Source organism: Halopseudomonas salina (genome assembly GCF_008641105.1).
Genome location: NZ_VTTI01000008.1, coordinates 22,075 through 48,577, shown reverse-complemented (window position 1 = coordinate 48,577; position 26,503 = coordinate 22,075). Strand labels below are relative to the sequence as shown.

General features: G+C 57.7%; 22 protein-coding genes and 2 pseudogenes. 8 read left to right on the top strand and 16 right to left on the bottom strand.

Annotation, left to right across the window (positions count from 1 at the left end; translation table 11 throughout):
• Positions 1-216: 216 nt before the first annotated feature.
• Positions 217-393, bottom strand: a complete 177-nt coding sequence (locus tag FZF01_RS13575; protein WP_150278744.1) for a DUF6435 family protein — start codon at positions 391-393, stop codon at positions 217-219.
• A 153-nt stretch (positions 394-546) separates the two neighbouring features.
• Between FZF01_RS13575 and FZF01_RS13570 the strand changes: the two genes are divergently transcribed.
• Both FZF01_RS13570 and FZF01_RS13565 read left to right on the top strand, forming a co-directional pair.
• The gene (locus FZF01_RS13570) at positions 547-906 is read left to right on the top strand and encodes a hypothetical protein (RefSeq protein WP_150278743.1); all 360 of its coding nucleotides are present in this window, start codon (positions 547-549) and stop codon (positions 904-906) included.
• Between the two features lie 136 nt (positions 907-1,042).
• Positions 1,043-1,456, top strand: a complete 414-nt coding sequence (locus tag FZF01_RS13565) for a PaaI family thioesterase (protein WP_150278742.1) — start codon at positions 1,043-1,045, stop codon at positions 1,454-1,456.
• Between the two features lie 18 nt (positions 1,457-1,474).
• Here FZF01_RS13565 and FZF01_RS13560 read toward each other — a convergent pair whose 3' ends face one another.
• Positions 1,475-2,461, bottom strand: coding sequence for a sterol desaturase family protein (locus FZF01_RS13560; RefSeq protein WP_150278741.1), 987 nt, complete (start codon positions 2,459-2,461; stop codon positions 1,475-1,477).
• Positions 2,462-2,577: 116 nt separating this feature from the next.
• Between FZF01_RS13560 and FZF01_RS13555 the strand changes: the two genes are divergently transcribed.
• Together FZF01_RS13555 and FZF01_RS13550 are read left to right on the top strand one after the other, a co-directional pair.
• Positions 2,578-3,588, top strand: a complete 1,011-nt coding sequence (locus tag FZF01_RS13555; RefSeq protein WP_223825522.1) for a helix-turn-helix domain-containing protein — start codon at positions 2,578-2,580, stop codon at positions 3,586-3,588.
• Positions 3,589-3,876: 288 nt separating this feature from the next.
• Positions 3,877-5,151, top strand: coding sequence for an MHYT domain-containing protein (locus tag FZF01_RS13550; protein WP_150278740.1), 1,275 nt, complete (start codon positions 3,877-3,879; stop codon positions 5,149-5,151).
• Here FZF01_RS13550 and FZF01_RS13545 read toward each other — a convergent pair.
• Positions 5,127-5,819, bottom strand: a complete 693-nt coding sequence (locus FZF01_RS13545; protein ID WP_150278739.1) for a pseudouridine synthase — start codon at positions 5,817-5,819, stop codon at positions 5,127-5,129. The genes FZF01_RS13550 and FZF01_RS13545 overlap by 25 nt on opposite strands.
• A 68-nt stretch (positions 5,820-5,887) precedes the next feature.
• Positions 5,888-6,472 (bottom strand): hypothetical protein, encoded by a 585-nt coding sequence (locus FZF01_RS13540; RefSeq protein ID WP_150278738.1) that lies wholly within the window; start codon positions 6,470-6,472, stop codon positions 5,888-5,890.
• A gap of 510 nt (positions 6,473-6,982) precedes the next feature.
• Between FZF01_RS13540 and thpD the strand changes: the two genes are divergently transcribed.
• Positions 6,983-7,942: an ectoine hydroxylase gene (gene thpD, locus FZF01_RS13535; RefSeq protein ID WP_223825528.1), complete on the top strand. Its 960-nt coding sequence runs from the start codon at positions 6,983-6,985 to the stop codon at positions 7,940-7,942.
• Positions 7,943-7,976: 34 nt separating this feature from the next.
• On the opposite strand, the gene FZF01_RS13530 is transcribed toward thpD, so the two are convergent.
• Positions 7,977-9,854: an acetyl-CoA hydrolase/transferase C-terminal domain-containing protein gene (locus FZF01_RS13530; protein WP_150278737.1), complete on the bottom strand. Its 1,878-nt coding sequence runs from the start codon at positions 9,852-9,854 to the stop codon at positions 7,977-7,979.
• A 64-nt stretch (positions 9,855-9,918) separates the two neighbouring features.
• Complete coding sequence (locus FZF01_RS13525) at positions 9,919-10,935, bottom strand: hypothetical protein (RefSeq protein WP_150278736.1); 1,017 nt, start codon at positions 10,933-10,935, stop codon at positions 9,919-9,921.
• A gap of 112 nt (positions 10,936-11,047) precedes the next feature.
• Here FZF01_RS13525 and FZF01_RS13520 point away from each other — a divergent pair, with 112 nt between their 5' ends.
• Complete coding sequence (locus FZF01_RS13520; protein ID WP_150278735.1) at positions 11,048-12,484, top strand: MFS transporter; 1,437 nt, start codon at positions 11,048-11,050, stop codon at positions 12,482-12,484.
• Here FZF01_RS13520 and FZF01_RS13515 read toward each other — a convergent pair.
• Both FZF01_RS13515 and FZF01_RS13510 read right to left on the bottom strand, forming a co-directional pair.
• Positions 12,481-14,616, bottom strand: coding sequence for a 3-hydroxyacyl-CoA dehydrogenase NAD-binding domain-containing protein (locus FZF01_RS13515; RefSeq protein ID WP_150278734.1), 2,136 nt, complete (start codon positions 14,614-14,616; stop codon positions 12,481-12,483). The genes FZF01_RS13520 and FZF01_RS13515 overlap by 4 nt on opposite strands.
• A complete protein-coding gene (locus tag FZF01_RS13510) occupies positions 14,616-15,935 on the bottom strand; it encodes an acetyl-CoA C-acetyltransferase (protein WP_150278733.1) in 1,320 nt (439 codons plus the stop codon). Before FZF01_RS13510 ends, FZF01_RS13515 begins: the two co-directional genes overlap by 1 nt.
• A 397-nt stretch (positions 15,936-16,332) precedes the next feature.
• Between FZF01_RS13510 and FZF01_RS13505 the strand changes: the two genes are divergently transcribed.
• On the top strand, positions 16,333-16,701 hold the full coding sequence (locus FZF01_RS13505; protein ID WP_150278732.1) for a DUF1622 domain-containing protein: 369 nt from the start codon (positions 16,333-16,335) through the stop codon (positions 16,699-16,701).
• A 12-nt stretch (positions 16,702-16,713) separates the two neighbouring features.
• On the top strand, positions 16,714-17,124 hold the full coding sequence (locus FZF01_RS13500) for a DUF2784 domain-containing protein (protein WP_150278731.1): 411 nt from the start codon (positions 16,714-16,716) through the stop codon (positions 17,122-17,124).
• A 17-nt stretch (positions 17,125-17,141) separates the two neighbouring features.
• Here FZF01_RS13500 and FZF01_RS13495 read toward each other — a convergent pair whose 3' ends face one another.
• The 8 genes and pseudogenes from FZF01_RS13495 to FZF01_RS19785 all read right to left on the bottom strand — a co-directional run.
• Positions 17,142-18,323 carry an acetyl-CoA C-acetyltransferase gene (locus FZF01_RS13495; protein ID WP_150278730.1) on the bottom strand — a complete coding sequence of 394 codons (1,182 nt, stop codon included), beginning with the start codon at positions 18,321-18,323 and terminating at the stop codon, positions 17,142-17,144.
• A gap of 73 nt (positions 18,324-18,396) precedes the next feature.
• A complete protein-coding gene (acs, locus tag FZF01_RS13490; RefSeq protein WP_150278729.1) occupies positions 18,397-20,337 on the bottom strand; it encodes an acetate--CoA ligase in 1,941 nt (646 codons plus the stop codon).
• A gap of 171 nt (positions 20,338-20,508) precedes the next feature.
• A complete protein-coding gene (gene panC / locus FZF01_RS13485) occupies positions 20,509-21,360 on the bottom strand; it encodes a pantoate--beta-alanine ligase (protein ID WP_150278728.1) in 852 nt (283 codons plus the stop codon).
• A 5-nt stretch (positions 21,361-21,365) separates the two neighbouring features.
• Positions 21,366-22,160 (bottom strand): 3-methyl-2-oxobutanoate hydroxymethyltransferase, encoded by a 795-nt coding sequence (panB, locus tag FZF01_RS13480; RefSeq protein WP_150278727.1) that lies wholly within the window; start codon positions 22,158-22,160, stop codon positions 21,366-21,368.
• 175 nt (positions 22,161-22,335) lie between these two features.
• Positions 22,336-22,839, bottom strand: coding sequence for a 2-amino-4-hydroxy-6-hydroxymethyldihydropteridine diphosphokinase (folK, locus tag FZF01_RS13475; RefSeq protein ID WP_150278726.1), 504 nt, complete (start codon positions 22,837-22,839; stop codon positions 22,336-22,338).
• Positions 22,836-24,215 (bottom strand): polynucleotide adenylyltransferase PcnB, encoded by a 1,380-nt coding sequence (locus FZF01_RS13470; protein WP_150278725.1) that lies wholly within the window; start codon positions 24,213-24,215, stop codon positions 22,836-22,838. The genes folK and FZF01_RS13470 overlap by 4 nt, the downstream gene beginning before the upstream one ends.
• An 820-nt stretch (positions 24,216-25,035) precedes the next feature.
• Positions 25,036-26,025, bottom strand: a pseudogene (locus FZF01_RS13465) (sigma-54 interaction domain-containing protein); the annotation flags it as partial.
• Between the two features lie 180 nt (positions 26,026-26,205).
• Positions 26,206-26,472: pseudogene (locus tag FZF01_RS19785) on the bottom strand (response regulator); the annotation flags it as partial.
• Between the last annotated feature and the right edge of the window lie 31 nt (positions 26,473-26,503).

Genomic DNA, 26,503 nt, shown 5'->3' with positions numbered 1-26,503 from the left:
GGTTCTGGGTCAGGTTACACGCAAGTCCGTGCCTCGACCTAATTGCCGGCTAGGCGGAAATTCGAAGGGCCGTGGCTGAAGCATCGCCATGTCCACTGCACAGCAAGACCCCGCGGGCGGATATCACGCACGACCGACAGTCAGAGTTTAAACGCACAAGTGTTCCCCGATGGTGAATAATGATGTCTTGAACAGATTGCTTGTTTGCCGGTCTTATCAGCGTCCGGCCTTTTCCAGGGGTTCAAGCTCGCGCCATAGGGCATCGGCTTCCTGGGTAAGCATCGAGTAGGTGCGGATGTCGCCGTTACGCTGGGCTTTCATTGCGGCCTCCAGCTTGGCGTTATATTCCTTGCGCAATTTTTTTGCCGGATCTGACTTGAACAAGCCGAACATGGATTCGCTCCTCTGGTTGAAGGTGCTTGGAAGGAAACTGGGTGAGCACCCTGGGTATGACAGCTTAAGGGAACTACGCAGCCTATCGCGCCGGCATGTGTTACAAATTAACTGTACGTGTATCGACGCGTACGTCCTTTTGAGGATGTGAACATGCACATGCGCACCTTGCTCGCGGGCTCCTTGCTGGCACTCTCGGGTTGCAGCCAGGCGGGGTCTACAGACTTGGTTGGAGAAGTCGGAATCTATCTGGATTCGGGATCTACCCAGTGCCGGGACGACGGCATGAAGCTTGAGGAAATGCAGCAGCTGCTGGGGGATGCTGACATTCCGTTTTCTGCGGCCACCTGCGGGACGGACGGTAACATGTATACGGCGATGTGCGGCTCCCCGGACGGCAGGATAGGTATCTTCCAGATCGCCCCAGAGCATCTACAGCTCGCCCGTGCTCTGGGTTTCGAGGCCCTTGCCAATGTGCCGGATGCGTCCCCCGTCGACTGTTCGAGGTGGTGATCTGCTCGACGAGAATCATTGTCACGCTATAGCCGCCAGCCAGAAGGTCTGATCTGCCAGCAGAGGGGCAGGGTCTGGCGTGCGGAATGGACTCTGTGCATGCTGTGATCTACCTCAATCAGGCACGGAGTAAAGCATGACAGGCAAGCCAAGCGTCGAACAACTCAACGATTTTTTCCGCCGTGAATTTCCCCAGGCCAAGGTCTTTGTAGAAGAGCTGGGCAAAGGCTCGGCTCGGGTGCGGCACAGCGTTGGCGTAACTGAGCTGCGGCCCGGCGGGACGGTCTCCGGGCCAGTGATGATGGCAACCGCCGATGTGGCCCTGTACGCCGCAATTCTTGGCAGTATCGGTATTGTCCCACTGGCTGTGACTACTAACCTGAATATCAATTTCCTGCGTAAACCCGTCGCGGGGCGGGACATTCTGGGTGTCTGTACATTGCTCAAGGTGGGCAAGACCCTGGCGATCGGCGAGGTTTCACTCTTTTCAGAAGGCTCCGATGAGCCTGTCGCTCATGCCACAGGTACCTACGCGATTCCCCGCGACTGAATTCGCTTTTCCTTCTTATCACTCGGGGCGGGACGGCTTTATCTGCCGGGTTTCCTCGGGGTGGGCGGCAGACGAGCTGTCCGTGGAGCTCTCACGTTCCCAGTCAGGTGGCATCCATAGATGCCCGAGCCGTTGGCTCAGTGGGCCGCTGCGAGCCATGTCGCGAAACATGTCCCGGTATTCATGCAACCAGCTGATCAGGAGCCCGTCGCCGCCAATGGGCCGGGTGATGCCATATTGAATGGGCTGGTCTGCCCGCTCGGTCGCAAAGGTACCGAACAGTCGGTCAAAGATGATGAACACGCCACCGTAGTTGGTATCGATGTAAGCGGGATTGCGTCCATGGTGAACCCGGTGATGGTTGGGGGTGTTGAGCACGTATTCGATGGCCGGGTGCAGTCGACCGATCAGCGTGGTGTGAATGAAAAACTGGTATACCAGCGACAGCGCATAGCACACACCGATCCACACCGGGTTGAAGCCGAGCAGGGCCAGAGGCACATAGAACAGCCAGCCACCGTTGAAGATGTTGGTGGCGTTCTGACGCATCGCGGTGGAGAAATTCATGCGTTCGGAGGAATGATGGGTGACATGCGCTGCCCACAGCCAGCGCACCCGGTGGGATGAACGGTGCATCCAGTAGAAGCAGAAATCAGTCAGAACCCAGAGCAGCACGGCGGTCAGTGGCGTAAGGGGGATGTCCCACAGCCGATGGTGATAGGCCAGCGCATAAACGGGAAAGGCGATCAATCCGGCAAACAGAAGCTCGGTAGTCTGATAGCCGGCACCGAGCATGAAATTACGCACTGATTCCTTGCCATCCACCAGGCGGGGGTTATGGCGGATCTTGAAGTATTCCCAGGCAAATACACCGATGAAGACCGGTGTTGCCAGCATGAAAACCAGCTGACGCTCATCCATGGCCAGCCAGGCGGGCAAACGGTTGACCAGACTGGCCAGACCACTATCGACGTAAACGCTGTTAAAGGCGGCAGTCCAGTTCATGGGAGTATCCCTCTGGAGGCAAGAGTGGTTCATAGTCTGCTACGGATGGGGCTGTATAAATTGACTTTTCATGCCATGATTTTGACTCAATACGTCAAATGGACAGTGAGTTGATCATGACGCCGTTGCGCGTAACCGGGGCATGGGTCCAGCTGTTGGCGGACTGGCTAGATGATCAGAGGCTTTACGCGCCAGGTGTGCGGGCATTGATCGGCATTCGTCGACCGGCCGATACAGTACCTTTGGCTCTGTGGACAGAGTTACTCGAACAGGTACTGCAAATGCGGCCCGAGCTTACTGCACCGGCGTTGGCTGTAGGTGCTTTGGTGGAGCCGCGCCATCTTGGGGTACTGGGCTATCTGATTCTGTCTAGCGCTACTCTGGGCGAGGCCATGCAAGCCTATCGCCGTTATGAGCGTCTGTTCTATGGTGCCAACCTGGCAACCGTGGAGGTGGACCGATTGCATGTCCGTTTATGTTGGCCGGCCTCGGCCTCCACAGGCAAGCTCGCTGATACCGTTGCCATAGCAGCCTTGGTAGCTTTTCAGCGCCGCTTGCTGGGTAATCTCTTTGTTCTTGAGTCTGTCAGCTTTGCCTTCGCGCCACCGGATAACCCGCTGGAACGGCAGGCTTACGATACGTTTTTTGCCTGTCAGGTGTATTTTTCAGCGCCTGAAACGGCGGTTGTCATGCCCGTTGCAACTCTCGACAGGCGCCTACCCGGCAGCGACCCTTATCTGCGCGCTTTGCTGGATAGTCAGGCCCAGGCGCTGCTGCGCGCAGCACCAGACGCGGGAGAGATAGACCGTTCGGTACAGCAGGCACTGATTCGCTGCCTGCCAGAGGGTCGGGTAACTCTGGAGCGCATCGCTGCTCTGCTGCATCTGTCGGTTCGCAGCTTGCAGCGGCGTCTGGCTGAGCGGGATATTAGCTGGCGCCAGTTGCTCGACCAGACCCGTGAGCAGTTGGCTAGCGAGTATTTGGCCGATGCGTCTTTGAGTGCCACGGACATAGCCTTTCTGCTTGGTTTTTCGGAGCAAAGTGCGTTCAACAGAGCCTTTCGACGCTGGACCGGCAGCAGCCCCGAACGCTATCGGCGGCGACTTGCTTGTGTACAGGAAATGTAAGGAGTTGTTAGAGCTTTCCAAAGCTTTTGAGTGCGTTGAATTGGGCTTGCATGGATAGCTTGTCAAGTTGGATTTTCACAAAATCCCATTTTAATCAGATTGTTAGGGTTTTCTTGATTGTGCATACAGCTCTGGAAGGGGAGTGTCGCGCGATCGGGGCCGCAAGACTATTGACGTCAAATAATTGTACATAAAGTTATCAGTGCATTGAATGCGTACAGGTTTGTGATGGAAAATTCCGGGCCTAGGGGCGAGGTACTTTGCCCCATCCACTAGGGGGCTTTTTCAATGAACGGCCATTACGATCCAGGTCTTGTTCTGCTGTCTTACCTGGTCGCCATCCTGGCGTCCTACAGTGCACTGCACTTTGGCTCGCAGTTGTCTTCTTCCAGCCGTGCCAAGGGCAGATTCTGGTTGGCGCTGGGGGCGTTGACCATGGGTACTGGTATCTGGACCATGCATTTTGTCGGCATGCGTGCACACATCACGCCTGTGGCGATGACTTACGATCTTGGTATCACGGTGCTTTCCTGGCTTGCTGCGGTGCTCGCTTCAGCTATTGCGCTGTTCATCATCAGCCTTCAACACGTTCGAGTTCTGCATGTGGTTATCAGCAGCCTAGTTATGGGTGGCGGTATTTCGACAATGCACTATGCAGGCATGGCGGCGATCAATCTGACGCCGGCACCCAGTTATGACCTGCTGCTGCTGGTGCTTTCGATTGTGATCGCTGTAGCTGCATCGGCGGCAGCGATGGTTATCTGTCGTGCATTAAAAGGGGCAACCGGTCGTAATGCCATGAAACTCCAAGGCGGTGCCTCGTTGGTTATGGGGGCAGCAATTTGTGGTATGCACTACACCGGTATGATGGCGGTGCGCTTTCCAGCAGATGCCATGCCGCATCCGGGGAATCAGTTGTCTGGCGGTTGGCTAGGCCTACCTCTGGCCCTGACGATCAGTGCGTTTATTGCCTTGGCAGTCATATCTGCGATAGCGGATATGCGTCTACGTAATCTGGAGCAGACACGGGCCATTGAACAGGAAGAGAAACTCAAGCAGATGGCATTCTTTGATACGGTCACCGGGCTGCCTAACCGCGCAGCTTTTGATAAGGAAGTCTTTGACCTGATTATCCGCTGTGAGGGTGGCAAGGCATCGTTTGGCTTGGAATTTCTGTCCATTGCGAATTTTCGTTCGATTGAAAAGCACCTGGGTGAAACGTCACTTCAAAGCCTTGCGCGAGGATTGAAACAGCTTGTGGGGGACGATATTTTTATCGCGCGCTATGCCTCTGGCGGCTTCATGTTTCTGTTAAATCAACAGCAGCTGTCCGCCAGGGGTGCGCTGATCAAACGCCTTCAGCAACTACCGAAGACGCTGGCCAACGGTGCGGTTGATATTCAGTGGCGAGCGGGATCCAGTCGCTTCCCGACGGATGCCAGCTCAAGTCGCATGCTGGTCAAGAAAGCCATGCAGACCACTGATATGAGTGATTATGTCCAGATGCGCACGAGCCCTGATGCAGACATATTCATCCCTCAGACCGAGGCTACTTCAGCCTGAGTCAGCGAGCGATATTCACCTGGTTGTAGAGTGGGGTCCAGCAAAATGGACCCCATGCTTATTCTGTGCAATGCCGTCACGCGATTACCTACAGCGTGAAACATTCGCTTGATCTGATGGTATCGTCCTTCATAAATCGTTACCTGGGCCTTGCATCCGCCTAGCCTTTCCAGCTGGGCCGGTGAAGTTGTCAGATCTTCGAAAACGAAGTGGATTCCCTCTGCAAACCGGATTATGTCGTCATCGCGAATCGGCATGGCGGTTGTTACATGATAGACCTTTGGGGTCTTGATCCGTGGCTCGGTCACGCGTCGAGACCAGAGTCCGTCGTTGGTAAGCAACAACAGACCAGAGCTGTTGCGGTCCAGGCGTCCGCCAATATGGAGCCTCGGGTGGAGTTCGGGCGAAACAAGGTCGAGTACTGTGGGGTGGGTGTCATCAGATGTGGCACTCAGATACCCGGTGGGTTTATGCAGCATCAGATAGATTGATGCATAACCGCCGCGCAGTGGCTGTGCGTCGATGCTTACTGCGGCGAAGCGATCCACCGTTGCCTGGGTGTCACGCACCGTCTGCCCGTTTACCTGTACGCGACCACAGGCGATCAACTGACGGGCCGACCGATGACTATATTCGGGGAAGTTGCTTATAAGGCGATCGAGTCTCATGCGGGCATTATACGGCCGCCCACACGCTCTGACTCGTTCTCGCGGATTATTGCCGAAAACCCCTGAGTTCAGGGGCGATCTTCAGGCAGCAGCTTGACGGCTTCGCGGGGGTCAAAGTCGACCCATTCACCATTGGTGAGTTCGCCTTGAGCTTCCTCAAGCTCGGCAGCCTGGTTTTTGCGCAGGACGCTTACAGCATCGTTGCGGTTATCGCCGTTCACCTTGACGGCAACGTACATGCCGGATTGGCGCTCGGTTAATTGTTCCTCCTTGAGTGGCGTCTCATCAGCCATTTCGTCGACTTCAGAGTCCTTATCGGTCTTTTTCATGGCGCCGACCAGTGACCCGGTGTACGCGCCGATGCCACCACCTACCACTGCACCAACGGGGCCTACTACTGGTGCGGCCGCCACACCGATGGCGACGCCTGCAGCAGCGCCAACGCCGCCACCCACGACTGCACCACGACCAGACTTTTCGGCGCCTGGCGAAGCTGGCTCGTCTCCGCCGATGGGGTACATGTCGTGCTGGCCGTGCGGATTGACGAAGAACAGAGAGATCTCGTCCTGACCAAAGCCGCTATCGTGTAACGAAGCACACGCCTTATCGGCAGCTTCCTGTGTCTCGAACCTGCCTGCGATGATTGTACTCATGGGTCCTCCTTTCAGCTCCGGGAGTGCTTTCCTGGGAAGCCAGCCTTGCACACCTTGTATCTTCAATATAGACGATAAAGATCCTGTAACGGTTCCCCCGGGTTGTTGGGGGGCCTTTCGGTGAGTATTAGAGTGCTTAGCGGCGTTTATTACTTGTAGCGTATAAGTGCGTGCCAGAGGGTGGGAGACAGTCGAGGTGGCTGGCGCGGCAGACAAAAAAGAAAACGGTAAAAACTTTTTGCAGTTTCTTCAGTCGCATGCGGTACGGCACGGTTTTAATTGTATACACCCATGTCGTTCTGGCCGGTGATGTCCTGTTATTCATATGGCGTCCGCAGTCTGGTCAGCTCGATTGGATGACAGGACTGATCACTTTCCTGACGGGAAAAAGACGAGAAGTTGTCACCATGTAGCTGACATGCAGTATTTGCAGGGAATCTCCAGCAGGCCGGGCCAGGACCGTGCCATGACAAAGACAGATGACCCCAGGAGGTTACCAGCGTGAACAGCATGACCAAACCACTTGATTTATACCCCTCCCGCCTCAGAGAAGCCCAGCCGATGGTGCCCCGTCGTGATCCGGTAGTGCACTCGCGTAACCAGCACCGCTGGAACGGTCCCTTGGACGAGGTGTCGTTGTCGCGATATGAGCGAGATGGATTTTTGTGGTTCGAGGGCTTCTTTTCCGAGGAAAGTATGCAGCCATTTTTCCGGGAGCTTAAGGATATGGCCGCGGATCCTGAGCTGATGAAATCCGAGCAGGTGATTTCCGACCCGGCGAGCGGCGCGATTCGGTCGGTCTTCGGTATGCACGAATTGTCCGAAAAATTCAGCCGAATGACCCGCGATCCACGTCTACTGGGGATGGTGCGGCAACTCCTGGGTAGCGAGGTATATATCCATCAGTCGCGTATCAACGACAAGTTCGGTTTCCAGGGTAGCGGTTTTGACTGGCATTCCGACTTTGAGACCTGGCACGCCGAGGACGGCATGCCGCGCATGCGAGCCGTCAGTGCCTCGCTGATGCTGACAGACAACAACGAGTTCAATGGACCTTTGATGATTATTCCGGGCTCGCATCAGCACTTTGTTCCCTGTGTGGGTGAAACCGCGGATGACAACTGGCAGAGCTCCCTCAAGTCTCAGGAAACCGGTGTGCCCAGCCAGGAAGTGCTCGCCAAACTGGCCGAGCGTGGTGGAATCCAGTCGCCGAAGGGACCTGCAGGGTCATTGCTGTTATTCGAGTCGAACGTGTTACACGCATCCAACGGCAATATGTCGCCCTGGCCGCGTTCGAATCTGTTTTTTGTTTACAACAGCGTCGAGAACCAGTTGAAGGAGCCCTATGCGGCCCCGGCAAAACGACCGGAGTTTCTCGGAGCGCGCAAGAATACCGATCCGTTGGAAATTTACGATGACTACCCGGAGCTCTCCGGTCAGGGCGTTGCACCTTTTCAATGGTACGGCTGACCCCGAAGGTGCATGGCTGGATCGCACCCTGTGTTCAGGTCCGGTCGGTTTCCAGCGTACCCAGCAGCAGGGTTCGATACAGCCGCTCCTTTAGGCCATAGGGGCGGTCAAGCTGCATGCGTTCGAGGCATGCTCGGGTAGTTGGCCCCGGTTTGCGTTTAAGGCCCGCGAGTATCAGTGGCAACAATGCTCGAGTGCTGCCCGCCAGTGGGGATAGCCTGGATAAGGCTACCGCAAGATGTTCTTCTTCTGCCGTCAGACCGCTGCCCAGTGGGAAGCTCGGCAGGTCGCCGGCATCTATCGCGCCGCGCAATGCCCGCTCGATGCGCTCGGGCGTATTGGCGCGGCAGGCTGGCTTGATCTGGTGATCAGCTGGCAACTTTCCGGCCTTCTGGGCCTGTTCATGCAATTGCGTCTGAAACGCAGAGTCGGTGATTTCCAGGAGGGCAGCGATGACCTGTGCATCGGTCTTGCCTCGCAAATCTGCCGCGCCATATTCGGTAACGACAATGTCGCGTAGATGGCGCGGTATGGTGGTATGCGGGTAGTCCCACACGATGTTTGACTGGCGCTTGCCCTTGCGGGTTCGCGTACTGGGCAGCGTGATGATGGAGCGGCCGCCTGCCAGCGCGAACGCCTGAGCGACAAAGTTGTACTGACCACCTACACCACTGACCACCTGATAGTCGGCCAGGCCATCGGACACCACCGCCCCGCTGAGCGTCACCATCATTGCACTGTTGACGAAGCGCGCCGCGGTACGCGCCTGGCGTTTACCCGGTTCGTCGCCGTACAGTTCATTGGTGAAAGATACCGGCATCATTGCAATCTTGCTGCGCGTGTCGGTAGGCATGTCCGCCAGCCGCTCATAAAAGGTAGGGCTGCCGACAAAAAAACCGGCATGCACCACGGCGCCGTCCACTTCACGGGTCATGATGCCTTCGGTAATCAACTCGAGAAAACCCTCTACCAGCATTTCGGTTACGCCGTACAAGCCTTTATTGAACGGCTGTCTGTGTTCTTTGCTATTTGCCGGTCTGTCCTGATCCAGCTGGTCGAGAAGTTTGTCGTAGAGCGCGCTCTGGCGATGTCTTAGTACCAGGCTGTGGGTAATGGCATCGCCGATAGAGCCGATGCCGATCTGCAGACTCCCGCCATCCTCGATCAGGTTGGCTACCTCCAGCCCAATGGCATGATCAGTAGCCGAGGCGGGTTTGTTGGGCGGCATGAACAGCCCGAACTCGACCTCGGGCGCCTGCAGGATCATATCGAAATCGCTGGCTGGCCGATCGGCCGCACCATCCATGTAGGGGAGCGCGCAGTTGATCTGTCCGACGCTGAGTATGGACAGCTCACCGGTCCTGCGGAGGTTGAGCAGGTCCGCACTGATATCAGGATTGGAACTGAGGCTGAAACGATTTCCCGTTGCTTGCGGATCCCGGTTAAGTGGTGCGACGAGTTGCAGAATCAGATTGACGCCTGAGTCGATAAGCTCGTTTAACGCATGCGTATAGTTGATGGATGCATATTGCTGTTGGGCTATTGGCACCCCCAGCCACTGGCCTGACTGCAGAAAGAAGTCCTTGATTTCGACATTGGCGGGGAGTTCGCCCGAACGCACGGCCTGGGCGTATTCAAGGGCCGGATAGTCGTCGAAAAGTCGGACGCTAACCGGTTCCAGAAAACGCCTTTCCAATTCACTCCCCGCGCGCGGCCGCTCTAGCGTCAGAGCAGTCAGAATACTCAGGGAAATGCTCGGATCAGCGCAGGCGCGCCGGTAAAGTGCATTGACCAGATGATTGGCCTTGCCCAGGCCCAGAGGCAGGCCGAGGACGATTCGACTACCCAGCCGCTGCAGAATGGCATCAACCAGGGCGTCACAGTTATTGAAATAGCGGGGGGAATTGGACATCGATACTCTCACAGCCAGCGATGCCCCCAGTATAGCGACGATGCCGGGAGTTACGAGGAGAGGGTCAGCGGATGAAGTTGACGTGATGCCGATGCGGGTTGGGCCCGCGCCAGATGAAGCCTTCGAAGTAATAGTGCAGAAAAGATACTGTCAGGATGGCGATACTGATAGCCGGGTACTGCTGGTGACTGGTCAGTACAAAAGCAATGGCTATCGAGAGTGCGGGTAGCAGCAGCAAAGGTGGAACCCGGCCAAACCCGGTAAGCCGGTAGAAGAGATTTACCGGCTTCTGCCGGTTGCGATTGCGGTCGTGGGTGATGTAGACCGTGTAAGCGGTAAGGTCGTGAATAACCCGCGGGATCAGAATGACGAAAAGTGTGTAGCCGATGTGGTTGATCAACAGTGCCGACAGGATAAGCGCCACGTTGCTCCACAGATACCAGACGCCGATGCGGTGGCGCGAGCTGGGAGCCAGTCGCCAGGCAAGTATCAGCTGCGCGGCACACAGCAGTGCCGCAATCCAGGTAAACAGCTGGTAGATATCCACTACCACACCGCCCACGCTGAAGGCCATGTTGGATAAGTAGTGCTGACCGTATACGTTGATGTAGATCGCAAAGCCGGCAAGGATCAAGGTCCATTTCCAGTATCTGAATATACGGCTCGGTGCTATGCCCATCATCATGAGAGTCAGCCCAAGCTGCTGGGCCAATACGTGATAGATGGTGTAGAAAGCGAGCAATATGAAAAGCAGGTTATAACTCACTGGTTGCGGCCCGAAATGCCCCGCAGTGGTAATTCCCGCGAATACCAACAGAGGCCAGAGCAGGGTGCGTCGATAGAAGCTGAGGTATTCGCGATCTGCCATGGTCAGCAAACTGGCAATAATGTGGGGTAGGCCAAAGATGACCGTCCAGAATGGCCACTGTTCCGGTTTATCGGGCAGGTACTGATGAACGGCCTGCCCGTCGAGCAGCAGAATGTCCAGGAAGATGGCCAGCAGGCATACGGGTATCAACGCGTAGAGGCTCAATAGCCAACGGCAGTCGATACTGTGTGCAAGTTGCTCTGATGTGGCCATGTTGTTATATGATCCTTGGCAGCCGAAGGGCAGTTGAGCACAAAGAAAGACTGGCTGGCACCACCCGAATGGGCGGTATGGCAGATCGACATCCAATAACAAGAAGAAATCTATGCACCCTCATACTGTTCTGCTAGCCAGAACCAAGTTCGCCTATGGGATAGGTCAGGTCGCCGAGACCATCAAGGGCACCGGCTTCGATATATTCCTGTTTTTCTACTTTACTCAGGTGCTGGGGCTGTCCGGGACGCTCGCGGGTGTAGCGGTCATGATTGCCCTGATCTTCGATGCCGTAACGGACCCTCTGGCCGGCTACGTCTCGGATCACTGGCGCTCGCGCCATGGGCGCAGGCATCCTTTTATGGTTGTCGCGGCTTTGCCTCTGGCGGTTGCCTGGTTCGCGTTATTCATGCCTCCCCAGTCACTGTCGCAAACCGGGCTATTCCTGTGGCTGGCCGGCTTTGCAATTCTGGTACGCGGCACCATGACGCTCTATTACGTTCCCTACCTGGCATTGGGCGCGGAGTTGACCAGGGACTACCAGGAACGCACCTCTGTAGCGGCCTGGCGGGGCGTCTGCGGAGTGATGGCGGCAGCGCTGGTGGCAGTGGTGGGGCTATCGCTGTTTTTTCCCGACAGCGCTGAATTCGAGAACGGTCTGCTGAATCCGGCGGGTTATCCGAAAGTGGCTCTTGCCGGGGCGATCATCATGGCGCTGGCCATCCTGCTCTCGGCCTGGGGCACCCGAGACCGCATCGCTTTGTTACCACAGGCCTCGGAAAGCCTGGCTCGGGCGCCCGTCCGCGAGGATCTTGCCGCAGCCTGGGGCAATACCTCGTTTCGCTCGTTATTTCTGGGCACCATGCTGGTGGCGATCTCGATCGGTATCGTGCAGACGTTGAACATGCATCTCAACGTCTACTTCTGGCAGTTGTCGAGCTCGTCTATCGCGTTTCTTGCAGTGGGTTTGCTGGTTGGCTGGCCGGTCGGCATCATGCTCGCGGCGCCTTTGCATAAACGGTTCGACAAGAAGCGCACCATCATTGTGGCGGCGCTGATCGGGCCGATAGCGGGCAATATTGCGGTCGTCTCCCGTCTGGCTGGGATTTTTCCAGAGCAGGGCAGCGCACTCTTTGTCCCATTGATCTTCTGCGTGCTGTTTATTTCAGGAGTGGCGGCGGGGCTGGCAATGATTTCGGGTGCCTCGATGATGGCCGATGTGACGCAGGAGCATCAGTTCCGCACCGGCCGCAGCCAGGAAGGGTTCCTGTTCAGCGCCGTGGCCTTTACCGGCAAGCTGGCAGCTGCGGTGGGCTATCTGGTCGCTGGCGTGGGTCTGGACCTGATCGCCTTTCCAGTGCAGGCCGAGCCCAGTCAGGTGACGCTGGCAGAGGTCACGCGGCTGGCGTTGCTGAATCTTTCAGCCTGTTTGTTCGGCTTCGCCTCGGTCTGCGCGTATTTCTTTTACGGTATTGACCGGGCCCGGCAGGAACACACCGCGCAGGCCATCGCCGCGCGCGATGCGGTCTCCTCACAGGTGGCGCCCTAGGCGCTCGCGGTTTCCTGCTGGTCCCAGCCCGGGTCCGGCTGGAAACGCTGGCCATGCTTGTCCTGCAAATGGCGGAGGCGAGCAGCAATGTCCTCGGTGCCGCGGTCACGGGCGTAGTGCATCGGACCGCCGCGGAAAGGCGCAAAACCGGTGGCGAATATCATCGCGCCATCCAGCAGGTCTTCGTTCTCTATCACCTTCTCCCGAAGGCACGCCTGGCAGGCATTGAGCATCGGCAGGATCAGCCGATCCAGGGTGTCTTCAGGCGCGGGATCGAATGTATCGCGCTTCTGCGGTTTGCCGTCCTCCCAGTTGTATAACCCCTTGCCGGTTTTGCGTCCCAGATCGCCTTTTTCGACTTTGCGAGAGAACCAGTCGGGCGTGGCTGGTTGCTCGGTGTCCAGTCGCTCGCGCAACATGGCTGCCACATCCAGGCAGATATCCAGGCCTACCTGGTCTGCCAGTTCGACCGGGCCCATCGGCATACCGAAATCCAGGGCTACCTGATCGATGGCCTCTGCGTCGACACCCTCATCCAGCAGGCAGATGGTCTCCACCAGATAGGGCGTCAGTGCGCGGTTGACCAGAAACCCTGGCGCGCTGGCGACCGGTGCCGGCAACCGGTCTATGCGGCCGACGAAATGTCGCGCCTGGGCCAAGGTACTCTCGCTGACCTGGTCATGGGCGACGACTTCGACCAGTTGCATGCTGGCTACCGGGTTGAAAAAGTGAATCCCGACCAGACGCTCTGGCTTCTGCAGGTTTTCACGCAGTTGCTCAAGCTGAATGCTCGACGTGTTGGTCGCGAGAATGGCGCCGGGCTTGAGCTGGGGCTCAACTTCGGCGTAGACCTTGCGCTTGATCTCCAGATCCTCTGGCACCGCTTCGAGCACCAGGTCCGCATGGCGGATACCGTGATTGGCCAGATCAGGGATCAGCCGGTCGAGCACATCCCGGGTACGTGCGGGGGAGAGGTGTTTGCTATCGCAGAGTTTGGCTGCCTTGCCTACGGCTTTGGCAATCACCTCGGGTTTCATGTCAAACAGGGTGACGCGCAGACCCTGCAGGGCACACCAGGCGGCGATGTCGCCGCCCATCTCGCCGGCGCCAATCACATGGATGTGGCGCAGCTCGGGCAGATCCCGATCTTCCTCAAGGCCCGCCTTGCTCTGGGCTTTGAGTTTTTCACGCAGAAAAAACACCCTTACCAGGTTCTGCGAGGTGGGGGTCTGCAGCAGCCGGGCGAAGGATTCGACTTCCTTGTGCAGCATCTTTTCCGGATTGTCTGCGTGCTCTTCCCACAGTTCGATCAACGCTTCTGGCGCGGGATAATGCTCAGGGGGCGCCTTGCTGGCCGCCTGGGAGCGCATTCGCTTGCCCGCCAACTGGCGAGGTATAGCGTGTTCGAAGGGTTTGCTGTTCCAGGCCTTCTGCTCGGATGGGTCAATCTCGCCCTGCACCGCGGCAGTGACCGCCGCGGCTACGTGACGCTCCTCCACCAACTGGTCTACCAGCCCGAGCGACTTGGCTTTGCGATCATGTACCGTCTTGCCGGTAAGCATCATGGTCATGGCATCAATCGGCGGGATCAGTGCGGGCAGGCGCACGGTGGCGCCAAGACCGGGATGCAGACCCAGTTGAATTTCCGGTGTGCCGAACTTCGCCCCGGGCACCGCCAGCCGATAATCGCAACATAGCGCTAGCTCCAGGCCGCCCCCCAGCGCCGCTCCGTGAATAACAGCTATCGTCGGGCACGGCAGGTCGGCGAGTTTCTGCACTACGCGGTGGGCCTCGTTCAGTTTCGCTACCGCCTCATCCTGACTGGCGAGATGGCGAAACTGGGAAATATCGGCCCCCATGCAGAAGCCGCTGGCCTTGGCGGAGCGAATCACCAGGGCCGCGGGTCTGTCGCTTGCGAGCTTATCCAGTATCCCGTCGAGCTCGCGCAGCAGCTCTTCGGACAGTACGTTTGCGCTGGAATCCGCCTTGTCCATCAGGAGCCAGGCGACGTTGTGATCATCGCGTTTGAAATGCCAATGTTGCCGCTCGCCATCCGACGTCAGCGGTGCCGCGTTGAAAGGACCCAACTCTCGATCACGCTGAGCCAGCGCGGGATAGACCTTGCCTGTCATCAGCTTGTCTCCTGTAGCATTTCAATCAACATGGCCCCGGCCTGACCGCCGCCGATACATTCGGTGGCAATACCCCGTTTGAGCCCCTTGCGGCGCATGGCATTGACCAGGTGAAGAACGATACGGTTGCCGCTGGTACCTACCGGGTGGCCGAGGCTTATCGCGCCGCCGTCGACGTTCAGCCGCTCCCGGTCTATCGGGCCGAAGGGTTGATCCAGCCCCAATACGCTGCGGCAGAATTCGGGATCTTCCCACGCTGCCAGGCACCCCAGCACTTGCGCCGCGAAGGCTTCGTTGATCTCCCAGAGATCGATATCATCCCTGGTCTGACCGCTGCGCTTGAGCATCTCGGTGACAGCCAGTACGGGCCCCAGGCCCATGATTTTCGGATCCAGGGCAGACCACTGGCTGTCGACGATTTTGGCTATAGGCTTGAGTCCGTGCTCTTTCACTGCCTTTTCGGAGGCAAGAATGACCCAGCAAGCACCATCGGTGATCTGGGAGCTGTTGCCTGCAGTCACCTGGCCATGGGGTGGCTCGAAGACGGGTTTGAGTTTCGCCAGTGCGCCCAGGCTATTGTCCGCGCGCACCCCGTCATCGGCACGATAGAACTCCCCGTCATTGGACATGGCAGGTACTACTTCGTCATCCAGCCAGCCTTCATCCTGGGCGTGGGCCAAACGCTGGTGACTTTCCAGTGCATATTCGTCCGCCTGCTGGCGCGTGATACCAAACAGGTGCGCGACCACCTCGGCGGTCTGGCCCATATTTAGCTCGACGATGGGGTCGGTCAGGCCCCGTTCGATGCCGATGACAGGTTTCAACATGCCTGGTTGGAACTGGCTGGCTGCCTGCATCTTTGCGGCCACACTCTTGGCCTGCTGCAGGTCACTTAGCCATTCCACGGCATCCTGCCGTAACAGCAAAGGTGAATGGCTCAAGGCCTCGGCGCCGCCCGCCAGAATCAGATCTGAACTGCCCTCACGGATGTATCTGGCAGCGGTGTCGATGGACTGCATACCCGAGCCGCAGTTGATCTGTACGGTGAACGCTGGCATGTCCTCGCCCAGGCCAAGACGCAGGGCCGCCACTCGCGCTGGATTCATTTCCTCGGAAATCACGTTGACGCAGCCCAGGATCACCTGATCAAAGGCGTCCGGCGCGAAGGATTGGCGCAACAATAGGGGTCGGCCGCATTGCACTGCGAGATCCACAGGGGTGAAAGGTCCGGGCCTGCCGCGTGCCTTGAGAAACGGCGTGCGAGCACCGTCGATAATATAAACCGGCTCCGCGGCGGCGGTCTGATCGCGAGTTGCCATTGAACTTTCCTTTTAGGTTAACCAATCCGGAGGACTGTTCTTGTAAGTGTGGCTACCCAAAGGCTAGCAAGTTCCTGGGAGGCAACAAGAAGTGATAGGCCCCCAGCGAACCGTGCTTGAAACTTTTCCCGCCAGGATCAGTCAGCATTCAGGTAGGTGGCTGGCTCTGGTCCCAACGCCAGGGCCGGCTTTTTACGGGTTTGATTCGCCTCAGGAGTCGCTGATGCGCACGTGAAGTACATTCTGGTAACCAACCCAGGGTATCTGGTTGATTCAAGATCTACCCAGGTCGCTGGAACCTGCCTGGCATGGTTGCACTGCCGGATTGAATGACTGCCGCCGACATTCGTGTTATGGATTACGGGCAGATTCAATACCCGCGGGGCACGGAGGTTTTATGCATGACAGCGTTATCCTGGTCGCCCAATGGGCTGTTTCCATTATTGAGCTTCTGGGGATTGGAATCATTACCCTGACCGCTGTGTATTCCATCGCGGTTGCCGGCTATCACATAGCCAAGCAATACGATGCCAGAGGTGTGTTCCAGGAGGTACGACAGAGGCTGGGGCGAGGCATTCTATTAGGTCTTGAATTTCTCGTGGCCGCGGACATTATCATGACCGTGACGGTGGATCTTACCTTCGAGTCAGTCGGCACCTTGGCGCTGATTGTTATGGTGCGCACGTTCCTGAGTTTTACCCTGGACGTGGAACTGACCGGGCGTTGGCCATGGCAGCCAGAAAGAGAGAAGAGTGAGCCTCTCTGAGTGGAGCGATCCTTGACTGAGTCATTTCCCTACCAGACCCTGGCCAATCTGGTGTTGGCTATCCATATTGGACTGGTTGCATTCGTTGTGCTGGGCCTGGTGATCATTATTGGTGGGAACCTGCGCGGTTGGCGCTGGGTTAACAACCTGTGGTTCCGTTTGGCACATCTGGCGACTATTGCAATCGTGGTCGCTGAGGCCTGGTTGGGGATAGTTTGTCCACTGACCACGCTTGAAATGTGGTTGCGTGAACAGGGAGGAGAGATTACCTACGCCGGCAGTTTCATCCAATACTGGCTTCAGTCGGTGTTGTATTTTGACCTGCCGGCCTGGGTTTTCATTCTGGTTTACAGTCTGTTTGGCGCGTTGGTGCTGGCCTGCTGCTGGCTGTTCCCGCCACGTTTCAAGGGCGACAGGCTCTAGCCAGCAGCGCCGGACATTCAGTCGCGCTGCAGCGCCAGGGCTACACCCTGACCACCACCGATACACAATGTAGCCAGACCCTTCTTGGCATCGCGCCGCATCATCTCATGCAGCAGGGTAACCAGCACCCGGCATCCGGAGGCCCCAATCGGATGGCCCAGCGCAATCGCACCGCCATTGACGTTGACCTTGTCGGCGTTCCACTTGAGTTCACGGCCGACCGCCAGCGCTTGCGCAGCAAAGGCCTCGTTGGCTTCGATCAGGTCAAGGTCGGCAATCTGCCAGTCAGCTTTCTGCAAGCAGCGCTGGGTAGCTGAAACCGGGCCAATCCCCATGATGGCCGGATCCACCCCGGCGTTGGCGTAGGCGGCAATGCGCGCCAATACTGGCAAACCCAGTTCCTTGGCCTTGGTTGCGCTCATAAGCATTACCGCGGCGGCGCCGTCGTTCAGGCCGGAGGCGTTGCCAGCAGTGACACTGCCATCTTTCTGGAAAGCCGGACGCAGCTTACCCAGTGACTCGGCAGTGGTGCCGGCGCGGGGATTCTCGTCGCGCACTATCTGCAGCGGCTCGCCTTTGCGCTGGGGAACGCTGACGGGCGTGATCTCGGCATCGAAATGGCCGGCTTCCTGAGCGGCGACCGCTTTCTGCTGCGAGGCGGCGGCAAAGGCATCCTGTTCTTCACGACTGATCTGATACTTGTTGACCAGATTCTCGGCAGTGATACCCATGTGGTAATCGTTGAAAGCGTCCCATAGACCATCATGGATCATGCTGTCGATGAGCTTGCCGTGACCCATGCGCAAACCGGTTCGGGAGCCGGGCATCAGATGGGGCGACAGGCTCATGGATTCCTGGCCACCGGCGATGATCACATCTGCATCCCCGCAGCGGATTGCCTGGGCGCCCAGATGCAGCGCCTTGAGACCGGAGCCACAGACCTTGTTCAGATTGAGAGCGGGAACGCTGAAGGGCAGGCCGCCGTGAATGGCTGCCTGGCGGGCCGGATTCTGGCCACAGCCGGCGGTGAGTACCTGGCCGAGAATGACTTCATCGACTATCGCAGGATCGATAGCGGTTTTTTCCAGCAAGGCGCGAATGACCGTCGCCCCCAGTTCATGGGCGGGGATATTGGCAAACTGACCGCCAAAGCTGCCGATGGCAGTGCGGGTTGCGGCGACAATTACGACATCTTGCATGGGCGATTCCTCTATGCGAATGCTTTAAAGGGCACAAGCATAGAGGGCCCGCCAGGTCAGGACAAGATGTGTCTCATGCGCGATTCAGTCGATGCTCGATCAGTTCCTCGACGACCGCTGGATCAGCAAGTGTCGAAGTGTCGCCCAGGGTCTCGAGCTCATCACAGGCAATCTTGCGCAGAATGCGGCGCATGATCTTGCCTGAGCGCGTTTTCGGCAGCCCGGGCGTCCACTGGATGAAATCGGGCTTGGCGAAGGAGCCCACCTGCTCGGCAACGAACGCCTTGAGTTCCTTGACCAGCTCGTCGCTCGGCGTTATTCCACGCATGGGCATCACATAGGCATAGATGCACTGGCCCTTGATGTCATGGGGGCAGCCGACCACGGCCGCTTCAGCTACCGAGTCATGCAGTACCAGGGCACTTTCCACTTCGGCGGTGCCGATGCGGTGACCGGATACGTTGAGAACGTCGTCCACGCGGCCGGTAATCCAGTAATAACCGTCCTCGTCGCGTCGGGCGCCGTCACCGGTGAAATACACACCCTTGTAGGCGCTGAAATAGGTATCGACCAGGCGCTGATGATCGCCGTAGACGGTGCGAATCTGGCTCGGCCATGACCGCTTGATTACCAGGTTACCGCTGGCAGCACCCTCCAGCTCGTTGCCCTCGGGGTCATACAGGGCTGGCTCTACACCGAAGAAGGGACGTGTGGCCGAACCGGGCTTGAGATCAGTGGCACCCGGCAGGGGGGTAATCATGATCGCGCCGGTTTCGGTCTGCCACCAGGTGTCCACAATCGGGCAGCGCATTTCGCCAACTACGTGGTAGTACCATTCCCAAGCCTCGGGGTTGATCGGCTCGCCGACACTGCCCAGCAGGCGCAGGCTTTCACGGGATGTGCCGGTAACCAGCTCGTTGCCCTGAGCCATCAGTGCACGAATAGCGGTGGGCGCGGTATAGAAGATGTTGACCTTGTGCTTGTCGACGATCTGCCAGCAGCGTGAGGCATCCGGGTAGGTCGGCACGCCCTCGAACATCAAGGTAGTGGCGCCGTTGCACAGGGGGCCATAAACGATATAGGAGTGGCCGGTGATCCAGCCCACATCCGCGGTGCACCAGTAAACTTCGCCCTCGTGGTAATCGAACACGTAGTGGTGGGTCATCGCCGAGCCTAGCAGATAGCCACCGGTAGTGTGCAATACGCCCTTGGGCTTGCCGGTAGAGCCTGAGGTGTAGAGGATGAATAGCGGGTCTTCACTGTCCATCGGCTCGGGTTCGCATTCGGCACTGACCGCGGCGCAGGCCTCGTGGTACCAGATGTCGCGGTTCTCGTTCCAGCCAATGTCGCCACCGGTGCGTTTGACAGTCACCACGGTGTGTACGCCAGGGCATTCCTTCAACGCCTTGTCGACGTTCTGCTTGAGTGGCACATTCTTGCCTCCGCGCACGCCCTGATCAGCGGTGATCACAGCCTGGCAGTCGGAATCGTTGATACGATCACGCACGGCATCCGGGGAGAAGCCGCCGAATACCACGGAATGCACCGCGCCGATACGTGCGCAAGCGAGCATGGCATAGGCCGCCTCGGGGATCATTGGCATGTACAGGCAGACGCGCTCGCCCTTTTTGACGCCACGGGCGCGCAGTACGTTTGCCAGTCGGGAAACGTGTTCGTGCAGCTGGCGGTAGGTGATATTCAGCGACTCGGACGGGTCGTCGCCTTCCCAGATGATGGCTGTCTGGTCGCCACGGGTGGCCAGGTGGCGGTCAATGCAATTGGTGCTGACATTGAGTTTGCCGTCGATAAACCAGGCGGCTTCGCCCTTTGTCATGTCGCTTTCGTGCACCTTGCTCCAGGGCTTGTCCCAGGTCAGAAAGCGCTCAGCCTGCTCTGCCCAAAACTGGTCCGGTTGCTCGATCGACTGCTTGTACATCCGGTTGTAACCGGCTTCATCGACGTGTGTATTCGAGCGGGCGGCGTCGGATACCTTATGGTTTTCAATCTTGTACATGACTCGGGTCCTCTTGTTATTTTCTGCGGCACAGCCGGAAGCATTCTTGCTTTAAGCGTCGGCCATTACCGCAGGCAATTCAACCCTTCTTTGGTCTGATACGAGGTCGCCACAAGGAGTGTAGCGGTGGCCTGTTCAGCGGCAAAAAAGGGCTTCAAGAGAGTGGAGAGATCAGTCCTGTTGGAACAGAAGGTTGTCGATGAGTCGTGTCTTGCCCAGGTAGGCGGCTGCCAGAATCACCATGTCACGGGTGCCGGTATTGACCGGGTCAAGGGTGAGGGCATCGCGCAGGTCAAGGTAGTCGGCACGCAGACCGGCGTCTGCGAGACGCTGGCGCGCGCACTCGATCAGAGCTGGATAGTCCCGCTCTCCTGCCTGGATGGCCTTGGCTGTGTCCTGCAGGGTCTGGAACAGAACAGGAGCAATCTTGCGCTCTTCCTCGCTGAGGTAGCCGTTACGTGATGACAATGCCAGGCCGTCATCGGCGCGTACTGTGGGTTCACCCATAACCTGCACGGGCAGGCAGAGATCGTGGGCCATCTTGCGGATGACAGCCAGTTGCTGAAAATCCTTCTGACCGAATACCGCCAGATCGGGCTGGACAATGTTGAGCAGCTTGCACACGACCGTGGCAACCCCCTCGAAATGCCCCGGTCGGCTGGCGCCGCAAAGCCCCTCGGACACCACAGGCACGCTGATGCGGGTGTGGCCGGCCATACCCTCCGGATACATTTCCTTGACGTTGGGAGCAAACACCAGATCCGCGCCAGCATCCAACAGCTTGCGCTGATCCTCTTCCAGGGTGCGTGGGTAGCTGTCCAGATCCTCACCAACGCCAAATTGCAGAGGATTAACGAAAATACTGACGACCACGAAGTCGGTACGCTGCCGCGCCTTGGCAACGAGCGTGACATGGCCCGCATGCAGGTTGCCCATGGTGGGTACCAGGCCAATACGCTTGCCATCCTGGCGGGCCCGGTTAAGCGCTGCGCGTAACTGAGCGATAGTGTGCAGGGTGTTCATCGTCGTTAAAACTCGTGTTCGGCGGCGGGGAATTCGACTTTCTTGACTGCTTCGACGTAGGCGCGCAATGCGCCGGGCACGTCCTGCTGGTCGAGCATGAAATTCTTGACGAAACGCGGCTGACGGTGACCCCGTGTCAGGCCGAGCATGTCGTGTACTACCAGCACCTGCCCGTCAGTACCACTGCCGGCACCAATACCTATCACCGGTACCGATACCGCTTCGGTAATAGCGTTGGCCAGGACGCTGGGAACGCATTCGAGCAGCAACATACTCGCGCCGGCAGCTTCCAGCGCCTTGGCGTCATCGAGTATTACCTGGGCCTGCTCATCAAGACGCCCTTGTACCTTGTAACCCCCGAGCAGGTTCACCGCTTGCGGAGTCAGGCCCAGGTGGGCGCAAACGGGTACGCCATTTTGTACCAGGGCCTTGATGATGGGTGCAAGCCACCCGGCCCCCTCCAGTTTGACCATATGGGCACCAGCCTGCATCAGTTGAGCACTGCTGGCCAACGCCTGGTCTACGTTGGGGTAGGACATGAACGGCAGGTCGACCATGATCAGAGCACTACTGTTGCCACGCTTTACAGCCCGGGTGTGGTAGGCCATGTCAGCCACGGTCACAGGCAGAGTGCTGTCATTGCCTTGCAATACCATTCCCAGTGAGTCACCAACCAGGATCACTTCCACCCCGGCCTCGTTGACCAGTTGCGAGAAGGTGGCGTCGTAGGCAGTGAGGCAGGTGATCTTCTCACCAGTCTGCTTGAGCTTGCTCAGCGTTGTCAGGGTTACGTTAGGCATGGCTGATTCCATTGGTTCGGCCTCGGCGAGGCGTCGGGCGTTTGGGCTTGGGCTGGATTGTGTCACAGCCTGGGCTCTGGTTGCTCAGGATCCTGACGTTATAGCCGGCAGTATAGTCCTGGTGCATAGGCGCATGGTGGAGCGCAACTTGGTGTCTGTTTTCGGGAAACATCTTTTACCCTTGTGCAGGCATATCAGCAAGGGCTTCTATGCCCAGCGGGGGGCATTTTTTCAAGAGGTGTTGCAAAGGAGTGCCGTCAGGCATTATCAGGTCAGGCTCCAGTTCAGCCAAGGGATAAAGCACAAAAGGGCGGGCATGCATGTGGTAGTGAGGCACCCGCAGGCGGTCAGTGTCTATCTGCTGATTTGCGTACAGAAGCATGTCCAGATCCAGTGAGCGGGGGCCCCAGCGCTCGGCTTTGCGTTCACGACCCTGCTGTTGCTCGATTTGCTGCAGCTTGTCCAGCAGGAGCAGTGGTGCGAGGCTGGTCTCGATCAGGGCGACTGCGTTGAGATAATCAGGCTGGTCCTGGGGGCCCATGGGTTTGCTCCGGTATAGCTGCGAACAGCTCAGCAAACGGGTTTCTGGTAGACCGTCCAGCGCCTTGCAGGCGAGCTGCAATTGCTTTGCCGGCTCCGCCTGGTTGCTGCCAAGGCCGACGTAACAGCGCAGGCTCATGAGTCTGCCGAGGTCCTGGGTTTGCGCTTCTTGCGGTTGCGTGGGCGCTTTGGGCTGGCGGCCTTGTCATCCAGTGCGCTGATCATCTTGCGGCGCTGGTCCGGTGAGGCTTCCTGATAAAGGGTCCACCAATGACCGAGGCCGTCGGTCTGTTCGCCCGCTGTTTCGCGCAGCAACAGGAAGTCGTAGGCAGCACGGAAGCGAGGATGTTCGAGCAGTTGGTCGGCCCGTCGGCCGCTGCGGCGTTCGAGGCGAGGCTGCATATCCCAGATCTCGCGCAGGGGCACGCTGAACCGCTTGGGGATTGCAATATGCTGGCATTGCTCGGTCAGCAGATCCTGGGCTGCCTGCTGCTGGGCCGGTATGGTCGGGATGCCCTGGGCTTCCAGAGCCTGGATGCGTGGCGCGAGCGCTGGCCACAGCAGGGCAGCGAAAAGAAACGCCGGAGTGACGGGCCGTCCTTCGCGAATGCGATCATCGGTATTGCGCAGGGCTTGGCGGATCAGCGCCAGGCTGTAATCCGGATTCGCTTCAATTGCTTCTTCGGTATCCGGGAACAGGGGCTCGAACAGATAGTAATAATGCAGCAGGTCGAACGTCTTTTCGCCCTGGCCGCTCATCAGTAGTTTCAGCGACTCGTCGAACAGACGTGCAGGCGGTATATCGAACAGCAGATCGGTCATGTCCGGAATCGGTGCGGCGCTGTGCGGTTCGATCTCGAAGTCCAGTTTGGCGGCGAAGCGTACGGCGCGCAGCATGCGCACAGGGTCTTCCTGGTAGCGCTGTTCTGGGTCGCCAATCAGGCGTATCAATCCATTACGTATATCATGCATGCCATTGGCATAATCATGGATATAACCTGTGCTGACATCGTAATACAGGGCATTGATGGTGAAATCGCGACGTTGGGCGTCCTGCTCGAAGTTCCCGTAGACATTGTCACGCAGCAGACGGCCGGACTCGCTTTGGCGGGACTTGTCGTCGCTCTGGGGTTCGCCTGCTTCGTCATCCGCGTGGTTGGCGCGAAAGGTGGCCACCTCAATGATTTCACGACCAAAGTGAACATGCACCAGTTTGAAACGCCTGCCGATGAGTCGTGCGTTGCGAAACGTGGCTCGTACCTGCTCCGGGGTAGCGCTGGTGGCTACATCGTAATCCTTCGGGGACATGTTGAGCAGGGAGTCGCGGACACAGCCGCCGACAACAAATGCCTGATAACCCGCTTGCTGGAGCCGTTCGACGACATTGACTGCGTTCTTGCTCAGCCGTTCTCGCCGCAGGCTGTGCTGACTGGCGGGGATGACCGACGGCGTTGTGCGCCTGTGGACCTGACGGCCAAAGGGCGTTGGCAGTTTCTTCAACAACTTACGAATCATAGGTTCAGGCTTTCCACCGGCATTTTTCAACCCGGTTTCATGGGGCTGTAGTGAGCATGAATGTCAGGGGTAACGGACAGAGGAGCTCTACGCTGTATTGAACGCGCAGATAGGCTCGGGTCAGCGCTTGGCCTGACTTGACTGGTGCATTCTAGCCTGAATGGTTCGGAAATTAAATTAAGTGCGGAAATTGGGGCATAACGGAGGGGGTAAGCAGATAAACTCAAGGGGAGCATGCACTCCCCCCAATGGTTTTATTATTCTTGTTTTTATAACAGCGATTTTCTTTTTAGGCAGAAGCGGCAACGCCGCTATAGTGGTTACCCATCCCGGGTTGCCCAAAACAAACGGATTGCTTTGGAAGCTTATGTCAAAACACGAGGCCTATCATTGGCTCTGGATTGTCGGGTTGCTCAGGCAACTTTTATTCTTCTATCCAGACGGACATCCTGTCCGCACGGCAAGTACACATTCTCCAAAAAAATCAGTTTGCTGCGACTCTCACGTCTTGTTTTTATTGTGTGTGTAGTCAGATCTTATTTTTATTGTGTTTTGCTTGGTTTTTATTTTTGTTGTGCCAGATATAAAGCATTCGTCGTGCCAACTTTTGCAATCCTTTATAAAACAAGAGCTTAGGATTTTATGGTGTTTTGTTCAAGGCTTGATAGGCGGGTGACGTTACCTATCAACCCGTACAAGTGTTACGGCGGGGCGGGTTGGGGGTAACACTTGCCCGGTTTAGGATCGGTTAACGGGTAACACTCTGTCTGACAAGCGAAAAGCGTTGAGCCAAAGCGCTTGCCAGAACCTGGGAGGTAGCTCAGGAGTTGGCGGTTTTCTTACGCGGGATACCAAGTCGTTGCCGTCTTTCCCAAAGACACTTGCGGCTGATGCCCAGTTTATTGGCCAGCTCGGTTTCGGTCATTCGATCCTGATGCTCGAGTACGAAATGCTGGAAATAGTCTTCGAGCGACAGATCTTCGGTTGGTTCGCTACTGACGCTCTGCTCATGGCTCATGGTCTGCAGCGCATTCGCTGCCTGGGACGCGCGCTCGTGCTCGATATCCAGTTCTATGCCCAGAAGCTCTGTAGAGATTTCGTCCTCATCGCATAGTATGGCCGCGCGCTCGACTGCATTTTCCAGTTCTCGGACGTTGCCGCGCCAGGTATGCAGGCTGATGGCCTGTTTGGCTTCTGCGCTGAAGTGCAGACCACTCTGGTTTATGTTTTTCGCGGCGCGTGCGAGCAGCGCTTCGGCTATGAGCATGATGTCCTCGCCTCGCTCGCGTAGCGGCGGAAGCCGAAGTTCAATCACGTTGAGACGGTAATACAGGTCCTCGCGAAACAGCCCTTGGCGCGCGAGTGTCTTGAGGTCGCGGTGCGTCGCTGCTACCAGGCGTACATCTACCTTGTGAGATTGAACAGAGCCGACTCTGCGTATCTCGCCTTCCTGGAGTACGCGCAGCAGACGCGCCTGCGCTTCCAGGGGTAGTTCGCCGATCTCGTCGAGGAACAGTGTGCCGCCATCGGCAGCTTCAACCAGACCCGTGCGACCGGCAGTAGCGCCGGTAAAGGAGCCTTTCTCGTGACCGAACAACTCGGACTCGATCAGGGTTTCCGGAATGGCGGCGCAGTTGACGGAAATCATCGGTGCCTTGGCTCGTCGCGAGTGCTCGTGCAGGGCCTTGGCAACCAGTTCCTTGCCGGTGCCGGATTCACCCTGAATGAGTACAGTGGAATCGGTAGGTGCAACTTTGCCGATACGTTTGAACAGGAGCTGCATTGGCGGGCTGGTGCCAATGATTCCCATGCTCGAGCCCTTGGCGACTGCAGGTTGTTGCGTAGCGGAGGAGCTGGAAATCTCCGCGTCTGTCGCAGGTTGGACCTGGGGCGGGTTACGGCGTTCCTGGCTGTCCTTGATGATTCGGGCAACGGTCTGCAGCATTTCTTCGTGGTCGAAGGGCTTGGCTATGTAATCCACCGCGCCAAGTTTCATCGAGTCGACGGCTGACCGCAGGCTGGCGTAGCTGGTCATGATCAGCACCGGCGTGTCGGGCGCTCGTCGAATCATTTCCGTGCCGGGCTCACCGGGTAGGCGCAAGTCGCTGATCACCAGGTCGAAGGTGCCGAGATCGAACTGGTTAACTGCGTCGGCAACGGATCCAGCTTCGCTGACCTGATACTGGTGCCGCTCAAGGAGGCGCCGTAGTGCCGAGCGGATGATTGCCTCATCTTCTACAACCAAGATATGTGACATAGGTTCCTCGTGCTCGATGCCTTGCCGAATG

Bases quoted from the DNA above. Each gene is read 5' to 3' on its own strand.
- FZF01_RS13510 (WP_150278733.1), bottom strand. From the start codon at position 15,935: ATGGCAACTCGCGATCAGACCGCCGCCGCGGAGCCGGTTTATATTATC.
- FZF01_RS13555 (WP_223825522.1), top strand. From the start codon at position 2,578: ATGACGCCGTTGCGCGTAACCGGGGCATGGGTCCAGCTGTTGGCGGAC.
- FZF01_RS13520 (WP_150278735.1), top strand. From the start codon at position 11,048: ATGCACCCTCATACTGTTCTGCTAGCCAGAACCAAGTTCGCCTATGGG.
- FZF01_RS13560 (WP_150278741.1), bottom strand. From the start codon at position 2,461: ATGAACTGGACTGCCGCCTTTAACAGCGTTTACGTCGATAGTGGTCTG.
- thpD (WP_223825528.1), top strand. From the start codon at position 6,983: ATGACCAAACCACTTGATTTATACCCCTCCCGCCTCAGAGAAGCCCAG.
- FZF01_RS13540 (WP_150278738.1), bottom strand. From the start codon at position 6,472: ATGAGTACAATCATCGCAGGCAGGTTCGAGACACAGGAAGCTGCCGAT.
- FZF01_RS13530 (WP_150278737.1), bottom strand. From the start codon at position 9,854: ATGTCCAATTCCCCCCGCTATTTCAATAACTGTGACGCCCTGGTTGAT.
- FZF01_RS13575 (WP_150278744.1), bottom strand. From the start codon at position 393: ATGTTCGGCTTGTTCAAGTCAGATCCGGCAAAAAAATTGCGCAAGGAA.
- panB (WP_150278727.1), bottom strand. From the start codon at position 22,160: ATGCCTAACGTAACCCTGACAACGCTGAGCAAGCTCAAGCAGACTGGT.
- FZF01_RS13565 (WP_150278742.1), top strand. From the start codon at position 1,043: ATGACAGGCAAGCCAAGCGTCGAACAACTCAACGATTTTTTCCGCCGT.
- FZF01_RS13470 (WP_150278725.1), bottom strand. From the start codon at position 24,215: ATGATTCGTAAGTTGTTGAAGAAACTGCCAACGCCCTTTGGCCGTCAG.
- acs (WP_150278729.1), bottom strand. From the start codon at position 20,337: ATGTACAAGATTGAAAACCATAAGGTATCCGACGCCGCCCGCTCGAAT.
- FZF01_RS13505 (WP_150278732.1), top strand. From the start codon at position 16,333: ATGCATGACAGCGTTATCCTGGTCGCCCAATGGGCTGTTTCCATTATT.
- FZF01_RS13545 (WP_150278739.1), bottom strand. From the start codon at position 5,819: ATGAGACTCGATCGCCTTATAAGCAACTTCCCCGAATATAGTCATCGG.
- folK (WP_150278726.1), bottom strand. From the start codon at position 22,839: ATGAGCCTGCGCTGTTACGTCGGCCTTGGCAGCAACCAGGCGGAGCCG.
- FZF01_RS13570 (WP_150278743.1), top strand. From the start codon at position 547: ATGCACATGCGCACCTTGCTCGCGGGCTCCTTGCTGGCACTCTCGGGT.
- FZF01_RS13525 (WP_150278736.1), bottom strand. From the start codon at position 10,935: ATGGCCACATCAGAGCAACTTGCACACAGTATCGACTGCCGTTGGCTA.
- FZF01_RS13515 (WP_150278734.1), bottom strand. From the start codon at position 14,616: ATGACAGGCAAGGTCTATCCCGCGCTGGCTCAGCGTGATCGAGAGTTG.
- FZF01_RS13550 (WP_150278740.1), top strand. From the start codon at position 3,877: ATGAACGGCCATTACGATCCAGGTCTTGTTCTGCTGTCTTACCTGGTC.
- FZF01_RS13495 (WP_150278730.1), bottom strand. From the start codon at position 18,323: ATGCAAGATGTCGTAATTGTCGCCGCAACCCGCACTGCCATCGGCAGC.
- panC (WP_150278728.1), bottom strand. From the start codon at position 21,360: ATGAACACCCTGCACACTATCGCTCAGTTACGCGCAGCGCTTAACCGG.